Below are 15,995 nucleotides of genomic sequence, written 5' to 3'. Positions count from 1 at the left end.
CGAGCCCCGCCCCCGGCCCTGCCGCATGGCGCGTTGCGCACTGGCACATCGCGCAGAAGGCCGCTGCTCGCCCAGCCACCTGACCACCATCAACCAGGCCATCCTCACCCTCGCCCCCACGCCAATGGAGGTTGGAGTCAGCTCATTGAAAATAGGCGAACCGAATCATTTGTATGCACCAGAAAGCCCCGTCGCCGCCGCAGGTCACATATCAAGAAGATGCTTGAGAAGCTCGACGGTGCGCTCCGGGGTCGCACTGTCGACGCACAGGCGTTCCATGGCCTGCAGGTAGCTGTCGACATCATTGGGTTTATCCAGGTACATTTCGCCGGTGAGGGTCTCAACGTAAACCACGTCCGGCAGTTTCTGCTCGGGTCGAAAAATCGTGAAGCCGCCTCCCTTGGCCTTGTGGCCTCCGACCCTGAACGGCATGATCTGGATGGTGACGTTGGGCAGTTTCGACATCTCGATGAGGTGCTCGAACTGGCCCCGCATCACTTCAGGTCCGCCGATGGGGCGCCGTAGCGCCCCCTCGTCCACCACGGCCCACAGGCGCGGCGCGTCCGGGCCCGTGAGGCGTTCCTGACGTTGCAACTGCAGTTCCACTCGCTGGTCGATCTCGTGTTCGGCAGCTCCGTTGCCGCTCAGGCGTATCACCGCACGCGCATACGCCTCCCACTGCAGTAGCCCTGGGACCAACTGCAGTTCATATGTGCGGATCAACCCTGCAGACTCCTCCAGACCCATGAGCGTCTGAGGTTCAATGGATAGGACGCCATCTGCGTTGCTACGGGAGGTTTCGAAGTGATCTAGAAGCTGTTCAAGATGCTGGCAACGACGTTCGGCCTCGGTGGCGCGGCGACGGGCGTGGTCCAGCTGGCTGGTGATGTCGATAATCTCAGCCTCGAGACGGTCACGCTCGGCTTGCATGGCAGCACGGTCTGCGTCCCACGCGACCTCCAGCCCATCGTGGCGGCGAATGCGTTCGGCAAGCTGCTCTTCCAGCTGCGTAGCATAGCGTTCAGCCGCACGCTGGCTTACGACTGCGATGTGTAGCTCGTCGCGGACCATCCGCACTCGGTACCCCTGCGGATGAGCAACTTGCAGTGCCTCCATTTGCAGCGCGGCCAGGTGGGCGCGAACTTCAGGGGATACCTTTTGATCCTTCTCAGCTTTGATAGCCAACAGACGATCTAGAAACGCTTGGTCTCCGGGAACGCGAGTACCACTGAGGTAGCGTGAAATAGTCCCCTTATCGAAGTGATAGGTGTGGGCAAAGCGATTCTGTGACATCCCCACCTGAAACCACAGCATGCGCAGCGCTTCGGCCCATACCCGTATCTCCGGGCTGAGCCTAGGGTCCAGGGGCTTCAACCTGCCCGAGGTTGACGGGTCAGATGCGTACCGGGAGACGATGTCGGCCATGCGTCCATCATCGGCGGCCGCACCTTCAGTGTTCCACTCGATTCACTAAGCCAACGTTGCCATCTTCCGCAACACCCCCTCGAAGTGGTCGTTGCGACATGGTGCAACAACCACCCGGGCTGGCTATCTGGATCTAGTCGCGCCACAGCGGCGCCGGGACCTGGACACAGCGAGGTGGCATGCAACATCCAGAACTCCCTCCCGACCGGCACAGGCTCTTCGACTGGTGGTACGGAAGCCCAACGACTTGTCGGCTCATCGTGCGGGTACTGCTGATGGTTAATGTGATGCTGAGTGGTGGCATCACGGGCATGGTCGCTGCCTTCGTGGTGTGGCGATGGGGCGGATCGTCTGCGGCGGGCGCTCTCATCATGGGAGCCTCGGTCTCTGTCGCCGTTACAGGAGCGGCCGCCGGGCTGATCTCCTTTATTCGGGCCAGATGAGGCCGGGCATAGCGTAAGGAAGGGAATGAGTACTGGCCTGCCCTGGACTCCAGCAGGGCCGGCGGACTGAGCGCATGGAGTCCGACAATCACCGCCTCGCACACGAGGATGGAGGTTGTGGCATGAAGGCCTATTGGACCGTTGCCGCCCGGCACGACTCCAAACTCCTGTTAGACGATCCAGAGCGGCGTCACTGTCGTGCTGCCCTCACACAGCTCAGGGAGGAGAGACATCCCACGACTCGGCTTCGGGCTGCGGTCTGTCAGGTGACGGTGGTCAGTGCGCGCAACTCTCGTGCCGCAGGCAGGGCACGCGCCCGCTCGGGGAGTGTGTGGAGGATCTGGGCGGTCATGCGTCGGCGGGCGGGGCTCACTGGCAGGTCCTGCAGGGTGGTGAGGGTCTGGGCGAGCCCTGCGTCGACCTCTCCGCTGTGGACGGCGCCCATTGCCTCGATGACGTCGAGGTTGGCGATCGGGCCGAGGGTTCCGGATGGGTAGAGGCTGCGGGCGTCGTCCACGGCTTGGCGGGCCTTGGCGTCCCCCATCAACGTGTAGATGTACGCCTCGTTCCAGCGGAAGCGCGCTTCGCTCCACCCGAAGGTGGCCGGGTCCTCCGTCACCGAGTCCGGCAGGTTCTCGAACAACTCCGAAAGGTCGTTCATCGTCTTGCGGGCGGCTTCCCTGTCTCCGTGCTCCGCGGCGACGCTGGCACGCACGGCGTAGGCCCTTGGCAGGCCGCCGCTGGGCCTTCCATCCGCGATCGCGATGGCCTCGGCTGTGCGGGCCCCTATCTCCTGCGGCGAGAGCCCGAACCAGAACGCCTCCTCGGCTTCGCGCGCCCGAATCCAGACCTGGAGGTCGCGGTCGCCGGAGGCGTCGGCGGCCCGGCGCGCCGTCCCCCACGTCAGGCGGGCACCCCTCCGGTTGCCTATGTCACCGAACTCGATCGCCAGCAGCGACGACAGCCCCGCGCTGATGCGCAGCAGGTCTGAACGCGGCGCGTTGCCGCGATTGAGGAGTTCGCCGATGCCGATGATGTCGGCGGTCAGGTCGTTGATCAGCGAGCCGACCGGCTGGCGGTTGATGAGAAAGCCGTACTCGCGGATCGCGCTCTCCCATTCCTCCAGGTCGACGGGCCGATCGAGGGCGCGGTCGATGCTGGAGAGGATCTGCTCCAGGGCGCCGGGAGGGATCGCCGTTCCGGCGCCCAGGGCGGCGAGTAATTGGAGTGCTGCGCGGCGTTTCACGTCGTCGGTCCGATCGTCGGGAGTGGCGCTCGGTTCTTTGGTACCCGTCGGACAAACGGGCGATTCCTGGCCGAAGAGGTCCTTCTCCTCAAGACCGAACGCAGTGGCGTAGGCGGAGCCCCAGTCGGACGGGAAGACCTCGCCTTTCTCGTGCCGGTTGATCTGCCGGGAGAGGTTCTTGACCTGGCTCGCGTCCGGGTGGTCGATCCCGGCGGCGGCGTAGAGGCGGCGGGCGGCTTTGAACGGGCCCCAGCCGCGTGCGCGGCGTTCGGCTTCCAGGCGTACGGCCCATGGCGGGCGCGGCTGTTCAGTCACGGGGGCACCCTTCGACCGGAGAGGCGCGAGCGGACTTGTGTCCCTCCTACGGCCCCATTGTCGCCTTTCTCGGTCCGTGTGCGCGCGGTTTCACTGAGTTACGCGGGACATTCGCGTCCCGCGCTCGGAAGCGGGACAACGGAGGTCGAGGCGCATGGACGGCCGTATCAGCACACTGCTGCGGCGGGGCGGCATCACGCGGGCGAGGCGGGCGCGGACGTATGTATGGGGGTTGTCCGATTGGGCGCCGGGGGCGGCGCGGCGGGCGGTGCGGGACGCGCTGGACGGGTGGGGCGTCGCCGAGGCCGACATCGATGTGGCGGTGCTGCTGACGTCCGAACTCGTCACGAACGCTGTCCGGCATGTGCGGGACGAGTTGCGGGCCGGCGGGGTGGTCAAGGTCCGGCTCCGGGTGATGGACGGGGTGCTGCGCGTGGACGTGACCGACCCCGAGCCGGGGCTGCCCCGGCTCATGGCGGCGTCCGACACCGACGAGGGGCATCGGGGCATGGCCATCGTCGCCGCGTCCGCCCGACCGGTGGGGGTGGCACCCCGGGGCGGACGGCGGCAAAACCGTGTGGTGGGCGCAGGTGCTGGAGGTGCGCGGGTCGGGGGCGGCGGGCCGGGGCCGAGGCCGCTGAGCTGCGCAACGAATCGTGCACGAAGAGCCGGAAGACGCAACGAAATACCAGGTCAGAGCAAGATTGGCGCATTGGATTGCGCGGCCTTCGTTCTTAGGCTTTCGCTGAGTCGATCCCCCCTTCGGACGTTCCTGGAGACACGTATGACCGTCATGCCGGCAATGGAGCCGACCGCCGTCCGGACCGCGCTGCGGAGGCACTACCTGATGTGCCGTCCGGAGCACTTCGCCGTCACCTACGCGATCAACCCGTGGATGGACCCGGCGGCCGGGGCCGAGGCGGCGAAGGCCGTGGCGCAGTGGGAGGAGCTGCGGGCGGCGTACCTCGCGCTCGGGCACGAGGTGAGCCTCATCGACCCCATCGAGGGGCTGCCCGACATGGTGTTCGCGGCCAACGGGGCGCTGGTGGTCGGCGGACGGGTGTACGGGGCGAAGTTCACGCACCCGGAGCGGCACGCCGAAGGGCCCGCGTACGCGAAGTGGCTGCTGGAGAACGGGTTCTCCGAGCTGCTGGAGCCGCAGCACACCAACGAGGGCGAGGGCGACTTCCTCACGCTCGACCACGTCATCCTGGCCGGGACGGGGTTCCGGACGGACATCGCGGCGCACCAGGAGGCGCAGGAGTTCCTCGGCCGCCCGGTGGTGACGCTCCGGCTCGTCGACCCGCGCTTCTACCACCTGGACACGGCGCTGTTCCCCCTCGGCGGCGACAACGTGGCCTACTACCCCGGCGCGTTCTCCCCCGGCAGCCGGGCGGTGCTGGAGCGGCTGTTCCCGAACGCGGTCCTCGCGAGCGAGGCGGACGCGGCGGTGCTCGGGCTCAACGCCGTGTGCGACGGGCGCAACGTCGTCATCAACGCCGAGGCGGTCGAGCTGATCGACACCCTGCGGGTCCACGGGTACGAGCCGCTCCCGGTCGACCTGTCCGAGCTGCGCAAGGCGGGCGGCGGCCCGAAGTGCTGCACGCTGGAGCTCCGCTCCTGAGTGTCGCTAGTCGGCTAGGGCGGGGTGGCGGCGGGCCAGGGTGCGGGTGCGCAGGACGCCCGTTACGCCGATCGCCCAGATGCCGATCTGGACGGTCCAGGCCGCCCGGAACGCTCCAGGTGTGAATTCGCCCCCGGGTGACAGGGCGTCCAGGACGAGCCCGATCAGCAGGATCGTGACGAGGGAGGCGACGAAGCCGCCGACGTTGACGATGCCGGTCGCGGTGCCCTGCCGCCCGGGCGGGTTGAACGTCCGGGCGTAGTCGAAGCCGATCATCGAGCCGGGGCCGCCGGGCGCGATGCACAGCACGAGGAGCACCAGCAGCCAGGACGGCGCGGGCGGCGGCACGGCGAGCACGGCCGCCCACGCCGTCGCGTTGAGCGCGACGATGCCGAGGACGAGCCACGAGCGGCGCAGCGGGTAGCGCGCGACGAGCCGTCCGATGAACGGCCCGGACACGACGTTGACCAGGACGAACAGCGTCAGCAGCGTCGAGGCGGTCGCGGGCCGCATGCCCTGCCCTGACACCAGGTACGGGTAGCCCCACATCAGCGCGAAGGTGTTGGACGAGAACTGCGTGACGAAGTGCGACCAGAGGCCGAGGCGCGTGCCGGGGTGCCGGAACGCCTCGGCCAGGTTGGTGCGGGTCTCGCGCAGGGACGGGACGTTCGCGCGGCCGGGGCCGTCCCGCAGCACGGCGACGGCGAGCACCGCCATGAGGGCGCCGAGCGCGGCGGCGGAGCCGAACGCGGTGCCCCAGCCGGGGCCGTGCAGAAGGGCGACCAGGGGGATCGCGCTGAGCACCTGGCCGAGCTGTCCGAGCTGCCCGGTGAGCTGCGTGACGACCGGGACGTAGCGTCCGGGGAACCAGGTCGCGACGATGCCGAGGACGCTGATGAACGTCATGGCGTCGCCGGCGCCGACCATCACGCGGGCGGCGACGGCCGTCCCGACGTCGGCGGAGACCGCCATGAGCGCCTGCCCGCCGGCCATGAGCAGAGCGCCGCCCGCGACCATCCAGCGCGGGCCGACGCGGTCGAGCAGCAGCCCCACGGGGATCTGGAGGCCCGCGTAGACGAGCAGTTGCAGGACGGTGAAGGACGCGAGGATCCCGGCGGACGCGTCGAACCGGTGGACGGCGTCCAGGCCGACGACGCCGAAGGACGTCCGGTGCAGTACCGCCACGGCGTAGGCGAGGACGCCGACGCTCCACAGGACCCACGCCATGGGGGCGGGCTTCCGACGGGCAGGGGCTTTCTGGGGGGTTTGGGCGGTCTGCACGGATATCAAATTTATGTCACGACTGCCGGTGACCTTGCTGGCGGGGTCGCGACGGGCGGGGTCAGGACTTGCGGGGTCTCGCGCGCAAGTGCATGCGCTCCCCCTGCGGCCCGAACAGGCTGAGCACCTCGACCGGCCCGCCCTCGCCGCCGAACGAGTGCGGCAGCCGGGTGTCGAACTCGGCCGCCTCCCCCGCCTCCAGCACCATCTCCCGGCCGGCGAGGTGCAGGCGCATGCGCCCGTTCAGCACGTACAGCCACTCGTAGCCCTCGTGCGTCCGCGGCTCGGGCAGCGGGACGCGCTCGGGCACGAACATCTTGAACGCCTGGACCCCGCCGGGACGCCTGGTCAGCGGCAGGACGGTCATGTCGTGCATGCGCAGCGGCCGCGGCCGGATCCGCGGGTCCCCGACGGCCGGGGCGCCGACCAGCTCGTCCAGCGGGACCTGGTGGGCCTGTGCGAGCGGGAGCAGCAGTTCCAGGCTCGGCCGCCGCTTGCCCGACTCCAGCCGCGACAGCGTGCTCACCGAGATGCCGGTCGCCTCGGCGAGCGCGGTCAGCGTGACGTTCCTCTCCTGACGCAGCCTCCTCAGCCTCGGCCCGACACCGGCGAGGACGTCCTCGGTGGTCTCCATGCCCTCATTGCAGGATCGGCAAAGAACTTTGTCAAATCCGGAAGGCGCGGCGCACCCTCGTGCCATGACCGAACGAGACATGACCGAACGGGACGTACTGATCATCGGTGGCGGACCGGCCGGGCTGAGCGGCGCCCTCGTCCTCGCCCGCGCCCGCCGCTCCGTCACCGTCGTCGACGCGGGCGAGCCGCGCAACGCCGGGGTCGACCACATGCACGGCTTCCTCACCCGGGACGGGATGCCGCCCGCCCGCCTGCTGGAGACCGGCCGCACGGAGGTGCGCGGCTACGGCGGCGAGATCCTGGAAGGGAGGGTCGCCCGCGCCGAAGAGGACCGCGGTGGCTTCGTGCTCACGCTCGCGGACGGCACCCGGCTGCGAGGGCGCCGCCTGCTCGTCACCACGGGTGTGACCGACGTCCTGCCGGACGTCCCCGGGCTTCAGGAGCGGTGGGGCCGCGAGGCGCAGATGTGCCCCTACTGCCACGGCTGGGAGGTCCGCGACAGGAGGATCGCCGTGCTGGGGACGTCCCCGGGCTCGGTCCACCAGGCGCTGCTGCTGCGCCAGTGGTCGCCGGACGTGACGTTCGTCGCGGACGCGCCGCCGGTGGGCGAGGACGCGGCACGCCTGGCCGCGCGCGGCATCCGCGTCGCATCGGCCGGCGTGCGCCGCGTGGTCGTCGAAGACGACAGGCTCACCGGCCTCGAACTCGCGGACGGCTCCGTGCTCGGCTGCGACGCCGTGTTCCTCGCGCCGACCTGGGTCCCCAAGGCCGGGCCGCTGACCGACCTCGGTTGCGAGACCGGCGACGACGGCCTCGTGAAGGTCGACCCGACCGGTCGGACCAGCGTGCCCGGCGTGTGGGCGGCGGGCAACGTCGTCGTCCCCTTCGGCCAGGTCGTCATGGCGACCGCGGCCGGGGCGATGGCGGCCGCGATGATCAACGGCGACCTGGTCGAGGAGGAGGTCGCACAGGGCCTCGCCGCCTAGGCTCGGCGTGTGGTGAGCGACGGGCTGTCGGCGGGCGAGGTGCGGTGGCGGCGGGAGCGGGCGGCGTTGAACGACGCCCGCGGTCCGCTCGGCGAGGTCGCGGACGGGCTGTACCCGGACGTGCCGCGCGTAGCGGAGACGCCGCTGCTCTGCCGGGACGCCTGGATCCCCGGCGCGCCGATCCCGCTGGAGGAGATCCGGCTGGAGTGGGAGGACCGTCCCGCCCCGCCCGCGGTCGCCGATCCGGCCGAAGGGCTGCCGGACGGGTACCGGACGTACGCGGAGGCCGTCGCCGCCCTTGCCCCGCCGAAGGTCTTCGAGGACCGTCCGAGCTACCGCCTCGTGGCGGCCGATCCGCCGGTGCTTCGGCTCGGCCCCGCCCGCTACTTCGACGCCGTCAACGTGGGCGAGTCGGTTGCGCACGAACTGGCGGCCGGGGTGGCGGGGCTGCCGCTGCGGGACCGGGTCGGCGACCCGTGCGACCTGGCCCGCCGGCCCGCGCTGCCCGCCGTCACGACGGTCACCGTGACGACGTCCGGACGGTACGTCCTGCATCGGCGCGACCCGGCGAAGGTCGCGCACGCCGGCGGGCTCTACCAGGTGATGCCGGTCGGGGTGTTCCAGCCGCTCGGCGGCGAGCCGCCCGACCTGTGGCAGTGCATGGTCCGCGAGTACTCCGAGGAGTTCCTCGGCGCGGACGAGGACTACGGCGACGGCTTCGTCCAGGAGGACTGGCCCTTCCACCGGGCGATGACCGCCGCCCGGCACGAGGGGCGCATCCGGGCGCACTTCCTGGGGCTCGGCGTCGACCCGCTGACGCTCGCGCTCGACCTGCTGACCGTCGTCGTCATCGAGGACGGGCTGTTCGGCGAGCTCTTCGGCGGTCTCGTCGCGGTCAACGACGAGGGCGAGGTGTCGATGGCGCCGTTCGGCGGGGCCGTCCCCCGGCCGATGCAGCCGGCGGGAGCCGCCGCGCTCGGTCTGGCGCGGCGGCACCGCAAAGCTCTCGGGCTGTGACGGCGGTCGGGCTCACTCGCGGCTGAGCGAGCGCAGCTCGTCCAGCGCGTCCACCAGGTGGTCGATGATCTCGGACGGGTCGGGGACGAGGTCGCGGCAGGCGACGATGCCGACGTCCACCTTCCCGTCGTAGGAGAACACCGTGATGTTGAGGCCGCCGCTGACGTCGGTGATGACCGAGATCGGGTAGTAGCCGAGCACCTTCGCCCCGCACAGGTAGAGCGGGAACTGCGGGCCCGGGACGTTCGAGATGACGAGGTTGACCGGGCGCAGCGACACCGCCGGCACGGCCTGCATCGCGAGCCGCGTGACCGCCGCGGCGAAGGGCGCCGGGAGCAGCCCGCTCATCTCCCGCACCCAGTCGCCCGACGACCCGGTGAAGCGCCGCTTCGCGACGTCCATGTCGCTCCGGACGGCGGCGTAGCGGTCGGCGGGGTCGGGGACGTGCGTGGCGAGCGGCGCCGTCATGATCGAGACTTGGTTGCCCGGCTGCGCGGCCGCGCTCGCGCCCCGCCGCATGGACACCGGGACCGCCGCGACCAGCGGGCGCTCGGGCAGCTCGCCGCGCTTGTCGAGCCACTGCCGCAGCGCCGTCGCGCACAGCGCCATGACGACGTCGTTGACGCTGCCGCCGAGGGCGCGCCGGATCTCCTTGATGTCGGCGAGCGGCAGCTCCCCGCACGCGACGGCGCGGCGCCGTCCGATCGGGTGGTTGAAGGGCGTCGGCGGCGCGGTCACCCGCGGCGCCTTCGGCAACTCCGGGCGGCGCAGCGCGCCCCGCGTCACCGACGACATGAGCCCGACACCGGGAATGGCCGAGATGCCCGGGACGTCGCCCAGGTAGGGGACGGTGCGCGCCGCCGAGATCGCCGAGCGCACCGGGTGCAGCGCGGTCCTCAGCAGTCCGGTGCCGAGCATGCTCGCCATCCCGGGCGCGCGGGCGGGGACGGTCTCGTCGGCGGGCAGGTCGCGGGGCTCGGGCGTCAGGTCGAGCAGCGCGGCGAGCGTCTCGGCGGCCATCACGCCGTCGATGGCCGCGTGGTGCACCTTCACGTAGACGGCCGTCCGGCCGCCGGCGAGGCCCTGGATGAGGACCATCTCCCACAGCGGGCGCGACCGGTCGAGCGGCTGCTCGTGCAGCATCGCGACCAGGTTGAACAGCTGCCGCTCGGAGCCGGGCTCCGGCAGCCCGAACTCGGAGATGTGCCGCTCGGGCTCGAAGTCGGGGTCGTCCTCCCAGTACGGGTGGTCCAGGCCGAGCGGCACCTGGACGAGGCGCTGCCGCAGCGGCCGGGCCGCGAGGTGCGCGCGGCTGCGGATCAGCTCGGCGACGTGCGGGACGGTCAGCCGGCCGCCGGGGCACGTCCCGGGATCGACGATGCCGAGCCCGGCGATGTGGGCGTGCGTGGTGGAGTTCTCGGCATGGAGGAAGGTGGCGTCCACGGTGGTCAGCTGGGTCATGCGTTCGTCCGTCCGCTCGTCCTGCGCCCGTCCTTACCTCTCTAGGAGTTATGCGCTCGACGGCCGTAGGTCAATGAAGGCCGCCATGAAGTAACAGCGACTTAACGGGACGTTTCACCCAGTTCATCGCCCACTTTCCGGTGCGCTGGAGAACATTTGCCCGCTACCCGACCTCATGTGGTCAGAAAACTTCACAATGAGGGCGGCGAGCGAAGCTCGTCAACTGAATGGCGGCGGGTGGGGGCTGGAGGACGGTCAAGGCGGCGAACTTTCACCGGGCCCCGGATCACTCAAGATCATCGCACTAGGGTGGTGCGCCATGACGGGACGACCACTCTCGGAGATCGTCGAAGCGGGCTGGGCGACCGCGCTGGACCCGGTCGCCGGGACGATCGCCGCCGCCGGCGACTGGCTGCGCGCCGAGGTCGCCGCCGGCCGGCGCTACCTCCCCGCCGGGAACCACATCCTGCGCGCCTTCACCCAGCCGTTCGACGACGTGCGCGTCCTCATCATGGGGCAGGACCCCTACCCGACGCCCGGCCACCCGGTCGGCCTCAGCTTCTCGGTCGCCCCGGACGTCCGGCCGCTGCCCGGCAGCCTGATCAACATCTTCCGCGAGTACTGCGACGACCTCGGCCACCCGCAGCCGTCCAACGGCGACCTCACCCCCTGGACGGAGCAGGGCGTCTGCCTGCTCAACAGGTCGCTGACCGTCATGCCGGGCAAGCCGGGCTCGCACCGCAACAAGGGCTGGGAGGAGGTCACCGAGCAGGCCATCCGCGCCCTCGCCGCCCGGAACCGCCCCCTCGTCGCCATCCTGTGGGGCCGGGACGCCCGCAACCTCAAGCCGCTGCTCGGCAACGTCCCCTGCATCGAGTCCGCCCACCCGAGCCCCATGTCAGCCGACCGGGGCTTCTTCGGCTCCCGCCCCTTCTCCCGAGCCAACCAACTCCTGGAACAACAGGGCGCACCCGCAGTTGATTGGAAGCTGTGCTAACCCAGGGGGGCGACCCCCTGGAACCCCCGTTACGAGCCGGGCGATCCTCACGCCACGGCTGAGGTCGTCGTGCCCGTGCGGGTTGTTGCGTGGCGCTGCGGTCGCCCGGCTCGGCGGGTCGTGCGGCCTCCAGGCGCCAGAGCGCCTTCCGGCCGCCCGACCCGCGCCCGTGGCTGAGGCTCGCTTCCAGAACAGGCACTATTCCTGGGGGAGTTTGCGGAGGAAGAGGGCGAATTCACCGGCGCCGCCTGCTGCGTCGGGGGAGAGGGGGGTGAGGCGGCGTTCGCCGTGGCTCCAGTAGACGCCGGGGGCGCAGGGGTCGTCGGCGGCGGCGTGCATCTCGCGGACGACGTCGGCGAAGACGGGCAGCACCTCGCGGACGGCCGTGGAGGTGATCGGGTACAGCAGCAGCGTGCTGTGGCAGGGGACCCCGACCAGGGCGCCGTGCTCGTTCGGCCACGGCACGAACTGGTGGACCTCGCTGAGCAGCGCCGACACGTAGCGGCTGCCGGGCTTGCCGACGACGCGGACGTTGCGGCCGGGCAGGAGCGGCTGGTCGTGGACGGACACGTCGGCCAGCTCGCGGTCGTGGGTGTTCGTCATCACGTAGCCGAGCTTGTGCAGGCCGAGCAGGCCCGCGCGGGCCTTGGTGAGGGGGCCGCCGTAGCGGGGGTGCTCGATCATCACCATGGCGTCGAAGTGGTCGCCGGCGGGGACGACGACGAGGCCCTCGCGGTCGCGGGGGTCGAGCTTCGGCACGATGCGCAGGCGCAGCAGCTCCCGGACGTCGCCGAACAGCTCCATCTCACCGACGGCGAGGAACGCGCGGTCGCCGACCTCGCGGACCCACTCGTCCACCACCTTCGGCCACGCCGAGCGCGGCTCGCGGGCGCAGCGCTCCAGCACCGTCCAGCTGGAGGCGCGCGCCTCCGACCGGCCCACGGGCAGCACCACCTCGGAGGTGCCGGGATCGAACCAGGCGCTGGGCGCCAGGGCGGGCAGCACGTCGCGGATGAGCGCGTGCACGTCCGCCGCCGCGTCCAACGGTTCCATGGGGCTCATCCTCCCTCAGCCTTCGGCGGATCACGTCGTACACCACCTTCTCAGAGTTGGGCCCGGTTGTGCGATGCATCCCGATCCCCGCCTCGCACTCGCTGATCAGGAGTTGCTCAAGTACGGTGCCTACATGCGCGAACTCGTTTACCCACCGGTCATCAAGACGGCTCTCGGCGTGTTCAAGGCCCTGAACATCAGAGTCCGTCTGGAGGGGACCGACCAGATCCCCAGCACCGGTGGGGCGGTGCTCGTCAGCAACCACGTCAGCTACCTCGACTTCATCTTCGCCGGCCTCGCCGCCCACCCCAAGGGCCGGCTGGTGCGGTTCATGGCGAAGAAGGAGATCTTCGACAACCGGATCGCCGGGCCGCTGATGCGCGGCATGCACCACATCCCGGTCGACCGCAACGCGGGCGCCTCCTCGTACGCGGCGGCGCTCAAGGCGCTGCGGAGCGGCGAGATCGTCGGGGTGTTCGCCGAGGCCACCATCAGCCGCTCGTTCACGGTGAAGGACATCAAGAGCGGCGCGGTGCGGATGGCGGTGGCGTCCAAGACCCCGCTCATCCCGGTCGCGCTCTGGGGCCCGCAGCGGATGTGGACCAAGGGCCGCAAGCGCCGGCTCCTCCAGCGCAACGTGCCGGTGACGATCCTCGTCGGCGAGCCGATGTACCCCAAGCGCGGCGACGACTACGAGCAGGTCACCCGGGATCTGCAGGCCCGGATGTCGGAGCTGCTGGAGCGGGCGCAGCGCGAGTACCCCGAGGTCCCGGGCTCGGACGAGACGTGGTGGCAGCCCGCCTACCTCGGCGGCACGGCGCCGACTCCGGAGGAGGCCGAGAAGCTCGACCTGGAGGAGGCCGAGGCGCGCAAGGCCGCCCGCGCGGAGCGCGAGGCCAAGGAGGGCGGCGACTCCTGAACCGCGCCGGTTCCTGACGTACGTCGACGCGGCGCGCCCGGCTAAATCGGTGGACGCGGCGCGCCGCCGGGCGTGATCATCGTTGCCATGACCATGTCGCAGGAGAGGCCGCAGGAGGTCCTGCATCTGATCGAGCCGCTGGAGGGCGCCGACGCGCCGGAGCCCGCGCTGCCCGTGGTCTTCAACCTGTCCGACAACAACTCGCCCGCCGACGTGATGGACGTGCTGTCGCTGCGCCCGTTCGCGTCCGGGGAGCAGCCGTGGTCGCGCTCGACGCGGCTGGAGAACGTCCGCGCGGAGGCGCCGCTGCGCCCGGACGACGCCAGGCTCGTGCGGGTCGCGCACGAGAAGGGCAAGGAGTCGGTGCTCGCCGAGGGCGACGGCTGGACGCTGCTCACCAACCGGTGGAAGAGCGGCGTCGCCTACGTCGCGGTGTCCGCCGTGACCGACGAGCTCGCCGAGACCGTCCTCGAGGCGTCGGTGAAGGACGCGACCGAGCCGCCGAAGGTCGACGAGACCAGCGTCGAGATGGGCTTCTGGCACATGGGGGCGCACGGCCCCGTGCGCAGCGAGCGCGCCATCACCGCCGACGCGTGGGAGGACATCCGGCGCAACTACACCGCGCCGGTCGCCGAGGCGCTCGACTCGGTGATGAAGCTCACCCGCGAGGAGGTCTCCGGACGGCTGCTGCTCCTGCACGGCCCGCCCGGCACCGGCAAGACCACCGCGCTGCGCGCCCTCGCCCGCGCCTGGAACGGCTGGTGCCAGTCCGACTGCGTCCTCGACCCCGAGGCGCTGTTCGGCACGCCCAGCTACCTGATGGAGGTCGCGGTCGGCGACGACGAGGACGAGAACCGCCGCTGGCGGCTGCTCATCCTGGAGGACTGCGACGAGCTGATCCGCGGCGAGGCCAAGCAGTCGACGGGCCAGGGCCTGTCGCGGCTGCTGAACCTCACCGACGGCATGCTCGGCCAGGGCCGGGACGTGCTGGTGGCCATCACCACCAACGAGGACCTCGCCATGCTGCACCCGGCGGTGGTCCGTCCCGGCCGCTGCCTCGCGCAGATCGAGGTGGGCCGGCTCACCCGCGCGGAGTCGCTCTCCTGGCTGGACGGCTCGGACGTCCCCGCCGCGGAGATCGGCGCCGACGGCGCGACGCTCGCGGAGCTCGCCGCGCTCCGCAAGGGCGAGAAGCGCCCCGAGGGTCAGGACGCTCCCGCCACCGACACGGGCTTCTACCTCTAGGCCGCCGTCCGGTCAGGCCGCCTTCCGAAGGGCCTGGTCGATGTCGGCCCAGAGGTCGCCCGGGTGTTCGAGGCCGACCGAGAGGCGCACCGTTCCCTCGCCGATGCCGGCCGCGGCGAGGGACGCGGCGTCGAGCTGCCGGTGCGACGTGCTGGCCGGGTGCATGACCAGGGTCGCGATGTCGCCGAGCGACGGCCCGAGCGAGACGAGCTCGACGGCCTCGGAGAACGTCCGGCCCGCGTCCCGGCCGCCGTGCAGCTCGAACGCGAGGACGCCGCCGGCGCCGTCCGGCAGCAGCCGCCGGGCGATGTCGTGCTGCGGGTGGTCCTCCAGCCCCGGGTAGTGGACGCGGGCGACGGACGGGTGGGCGGCCAGGCGCCGGGCGAGGTCGAGGGCGGACGCGCTCTGCCTGGCGACGCGCAGCGGCATCGTGGCGAGGCCCCGGACGGTCAGCCAGGAGGCGAACGGGTCGGGAGTGGAGCCCAGCTCGACGGCGTGCTCCCAGACGCGCTGGTGGACGGCCTTGTCCGCGAAGACGGCGGCGCCGCCGATGGTGTCGCCGTGGCCGCCGAGGTACTTCGTGGTCGAGTGGACGACGATGTCGACCCCGTGCTCGATGGGCCTGCACAGGAGCGGGACGAAGGTGTTGTCGACGACGGTCAGCACGCCCGTCCCGCGGACGGCCTCGGTGAACGCGGGCAGGTCCGTCACGTGGGTGGTGGGGTTGGCGACCGTCTCCAGGTAGAGGATCCTCGTCGTGTCGCGCAAGGCGTCGCGCACCTCGGCCGGGTCATCGCCGGAGACGAACGTCACCTCGACGCCCCACCGCGCGGCGAGGTCCTGGAGCAGCGCGTGGGTTCCGCCGTAGAGGGCGGCCTGCGCGATGACGTGGTCGCCGCTGCGCAGCAGCCCCATCAGGACGGCGTTGACCGCGCCCATTCCGGACGCGGTGGCGAGCGTGCCCGATCCGCCTTCCAGCTCGGTGAGGGCGTGTTCCAGCGCGCGGACGGTCGGGTTGCCCATGCGGGCGTAGAAGAACGCCTCGTCCGGGCCCTCGAACGCGGTCGCCAGCTCGTCGGAGGCGTCGAAGGAGAACAGGTGGCCCTGGTAGAGCGGCACGCCGAGCGGGCGGCTGCCCTCGGGGACGATCACGGGCGGGTGGACGGCTCGGGTCTGCGGATGGTGTCCGGTCATGTCCTCAAGCCTGCGCCGGGATCGGCGCGGCGGAAACGGCCAATCGCGACCAGTGGCCCGGACCGCGCCCCCGTTCCGAGCTCCCCGATCGCGCTCGCACGGAGCCGGACCACCGGCCCGGCCGAAGGCGCCGCGTCCCTCGCCGGCCGGTAC

General features: G+C 71.0%; 13 protein-coding genes and 1 pseudogene. 7 read left to right on the top strand and 7 right to left on the bottom strand.

Going from position 1 to position 15,995, the window contains the following annotated elements:
- Positions 1-204: 204 nt before the first annotated feature.
- Positions 205-1,425, bottom strand: coding sequence for a DUF5753 domain-containing protein (locus tag ABWI07_RS02120; protein ID WP_149262449.1), 1,221 nt, complete (start codon positions 1,423-1,425; stop codon positions 205-207).
- 705 nt (positions 1,426-2,130) lie between these two features.
- The gene (locus tag ABWI07_RS02115) at positions 2,131-3,429 is read right to left on the bottom strand and encodes an XRE family transcriptional regulator (protein ID WP_353817414.1); all 1,299 of its coding nucleotides are present in this window, start codon (positions 3,427-3,429) and stop codon (positions 2,131-2,133) included.
- 154 nt (positions 3,430-3,583) lie between these two features.
- Here ABWI07_RS02115 and ABWI07_RS02110 point away from each other — a divergent pair.
- A pseudogene (locus tag ABWI07_RS02110) lies at positions 3,584-3,964 on the top strand (ATP-binding protein); the annotation flags it as partial.
- Positions 3,965-4,213: 249 nt separating this feature from the next.
- A complete protein-coding gene (ddaH, locus tag ABWI07_RS02105; protein ID WP_353817506.1) occupies positions 4,214-5,053 on the top strand; it encodes a dimethylargininase in 840 nt (279 codons plus the stop codon).
- Between the two features lie 6 nt (positions 5,054-5,059).
- On the opposite strand, the gene ABWI07_RS02100 is transcribed toward ddaH, so the two are convergent.
- Positions 5,060-6,280 carry an MFS transporter gene (locus tag ABWI07_RS02100; RefSeq protein ID WP_353817413.1) on the bottom strand — a complete coding sequence of 407 codons (1,221 nt, stop codon included), beginning with the start codon at positions 6,278-6,280 and terminating at the stop codon, positions 5,060-5,062.
- A gap of 115 nt (positions 6,281-6,395) precedes the next feature.
- Positions 6,396-6,968, bottom strand: coding sequence for a helix-turn-helix domain-containing protein (locus tag ABWI07_RS02095; protein WP_353817411.1), 573 nt, complete (start codon positions 6,966-6,968; stop codon positions 6,396-6,398).
- Between the two features lie 64 nt (positions 6,969-7,032).
- On the opposite strand from ABWI07_RS02095, the gene ABWI07_RS02090 reads away from it, so the two are divergent.
- Positions 7,033-7,956 carry an NAD(P)/FAD-dependent oxidoreductase gene (locus tag ABWI07_RS02090; protein WP_353817410.1) on the top strand — a complete coding sequence of 308 codons (924 nt, stop codon included), beginning with the start codon at positions 7,033-7,035 and terminating at the stop codon, positions 7,954-7,956.
- Between the two features lie 9 nt (positions 7,957-7,965).
- Complete coding sequence (locus ABWI07_RS02085) at positions 7,966-8,973, top strand: hypothetical protein (protein WP_353817409.1); 1,008 nt, start codon at positions 7,966-7,968, stop codon at positions 8,971-8,973.
- Between the two features lie 12 nt (positions 8,974-8,985).
- Here ABWI07_RS02085 and ABWI07_RS02080 read toward each other — a convergent pair whose 3' ends face one another.
- Positions 8,986-10,434 carry a WS/DGAT/MGAT family O-acyltransferase gene (locus tag ABWI07_RS02080; protein ID WP_353817408.1) on the bottom strand — a complete coding sequence of 483 codons (1,449 nt, stop codon included), beginning with the start codon at positions 10,432-10,434 and terminating at the stop codon, positions 8,986-8,988.
- A 319-nt stretch (positions 10,435-10,753) separates the two neighbouring features.
- Between ABWI07_RS02080 and ABWI07_RS02075 the strand changes: the two genes are divergently transcribed.
- Positions 10,754-11,431 carry a uracil-DNA glycosylase gene (locus tag ABWI07_RS02075; protein WP_149259516.1) on the top strand — a complete coding sequence of 226 codons (678 nt, stop codon included), beginning with the start codon at positions 10,754-10,756 and terminating at the stop codon, positions 11,429-11,431.
- 198 nt (positions 11,432-11,629) lie between these two features.
- Here the strand turns inward: ABWI07_RS02075 and ABWI07_RS02070 are convergent, their stop codons facing one another.
- A complete protein-coding gene (locus ABWI07_RS02070) occupies positions 11,630-12,484 on the bottom strand; it encodes a hypothetical protein (RefSeq protein ID WP_149259515.1) in 855 nt (284 codons plus the stop codon).
- 133 nt (positions 12,485-12,617) lie between these two features.
- On the opposite strand from ABWI07_RS02070, the gene ABWI07_RS02065 reads away from it, so the two are divergent.
- Together ABWI07_RS02065 and ABWI07_RS02060 are read left to right on the top strand one after the other, a co-directional pair.
- Positions 12,618-13,403 (top strand): lysophospholipid acyltransferase family protein, encoded by a 786-nt coding sequence (locus ABWI07_RS02065; RefSeq protein WP_160160918.1) that lies wholly within the window; start codon positions 12,618-12,620, stop codon positions 13,401-13,403.
- Positions 13,404-13,490: 87 nt separating this feature from the next.
- The gene (locus ABWI07_RS02060) at positions 13,491-14,648 is read left to right on the top strand and encodes a DUF5925 domain-containing protein (protein ID WP_308800793.1); all 1,158 of its coding nucleotides are present in this window, start codon (positions 13,491-13,493) and stop codon (positions 14,646-14,648) included.
- Positions 14,649-14,660: 12 nt separating this feature from the next.
- On the opposite strand, the gene ABWI07_RS02055 is transcribed toward ABWI07_RS02060, so the two are convergent.
- Complete coding sequence (locus ABWI07_RS02055) at positions 14,661-15,842, bottom strand: trans-sulfuration enzyme family protein (protein ID WP_353817407.1); 1,182 nt, start codon at positions 15,840-15,842, stop codon at positions 14,661-14,663.
- Positions 15,843-15,995 lie beyond the last annotated feature (153 nt).

Origin of the sequence: Actinomadura sp. NPDC000600, assembly GCF_040492135.1 — a bacterium.
Classification (GTDB): domain Bacteria; phylum Actinomycetota; class Actinomycetes; order Streptosporangiales; family Streptosporangiaceae; genus Spirillospora.
The sequence above is the reverse complement of the archived record's forward strand: the minus strand, read 5'-3'. Positions and strand labels throughout refer to the sequence as shown.

Coding starts and splice junctions, on each gene's coding strand:
- ABWI07_RS02120 (WP_149262449.1), bottom strand. CDS start 1,425: ATGGCCGACATCGTCTCCCGGTACGCATCTGACCCGTCAACCTCGGGC.
- ddaH (WP_353817506.1), top strand. CDS start 4,214: ATGACCGTCATGCCGGCAATGGAGCCGACCGCCGTCCGGACCGCGCTG.
- ABWI07_RS02100 (WP_353817413.1), bottom strand. CDS start 6,280: ATGGCGTGGGTCCTGTGGAGCGTCGGCGTCCTCGCCTACGCCGTGGCG.
- ABWI07_RS02095 (WP_353817411.1), bottom strand. CDS start 6,968: ATGGAGACCACCGAGGACGTCCTCGCCGGTGTCGGGCCGAGGCTGAGG.
- ABWI07_RS02090 (WP_353817410.1), top strand. CDS start 7,033: ATGACCGAACGAGACATGACCGAACGGGACGTACTGATCATCGGTGGC.
- ABWI07_RS02080 (WP_353817408.1), bottom strand. CDS start 10,434: ATGACCCAGCTGACCACCGTGGACGCCACCTTCCTCCATGCCGAGAAC.
- ABWI07_RS02075 (WP_149259516.1), top strand. CDS start 10,754: ATGACGGGACGACCACTCTCGGAGATCGTCGAAGCGGGCTGGGCGACC.
- ABWI07_RS02070 (WP_149259515.1), bottom strand. CDS start 12,484: ATGGAACCGTTGGACGCGGCGGCGGACGTGCACGCGCTCATCCGCGAC.
- ABWI07_RS02065 (WP_160160918.1), top strand. CDS start 12,618: ATGCGCGAACTCGTTTACCCACCGGTCATCAAGACGGCTCTCGGCGTG.
- ABWI07_RS02060 (WP_308800793.1), top strand. CDS start 13,491: ATGACCATGTCGCAGGAGAGGCCGCAGGAGGTCCTGCATCTGATCGAG.
- ABWI07_RS02055 (WP_353817407.1), bottom strand. CDS start 15,842: ATGACCGGACACCATCCGCAGACCCGAGCCGTCCACCCGCCCGTGATC.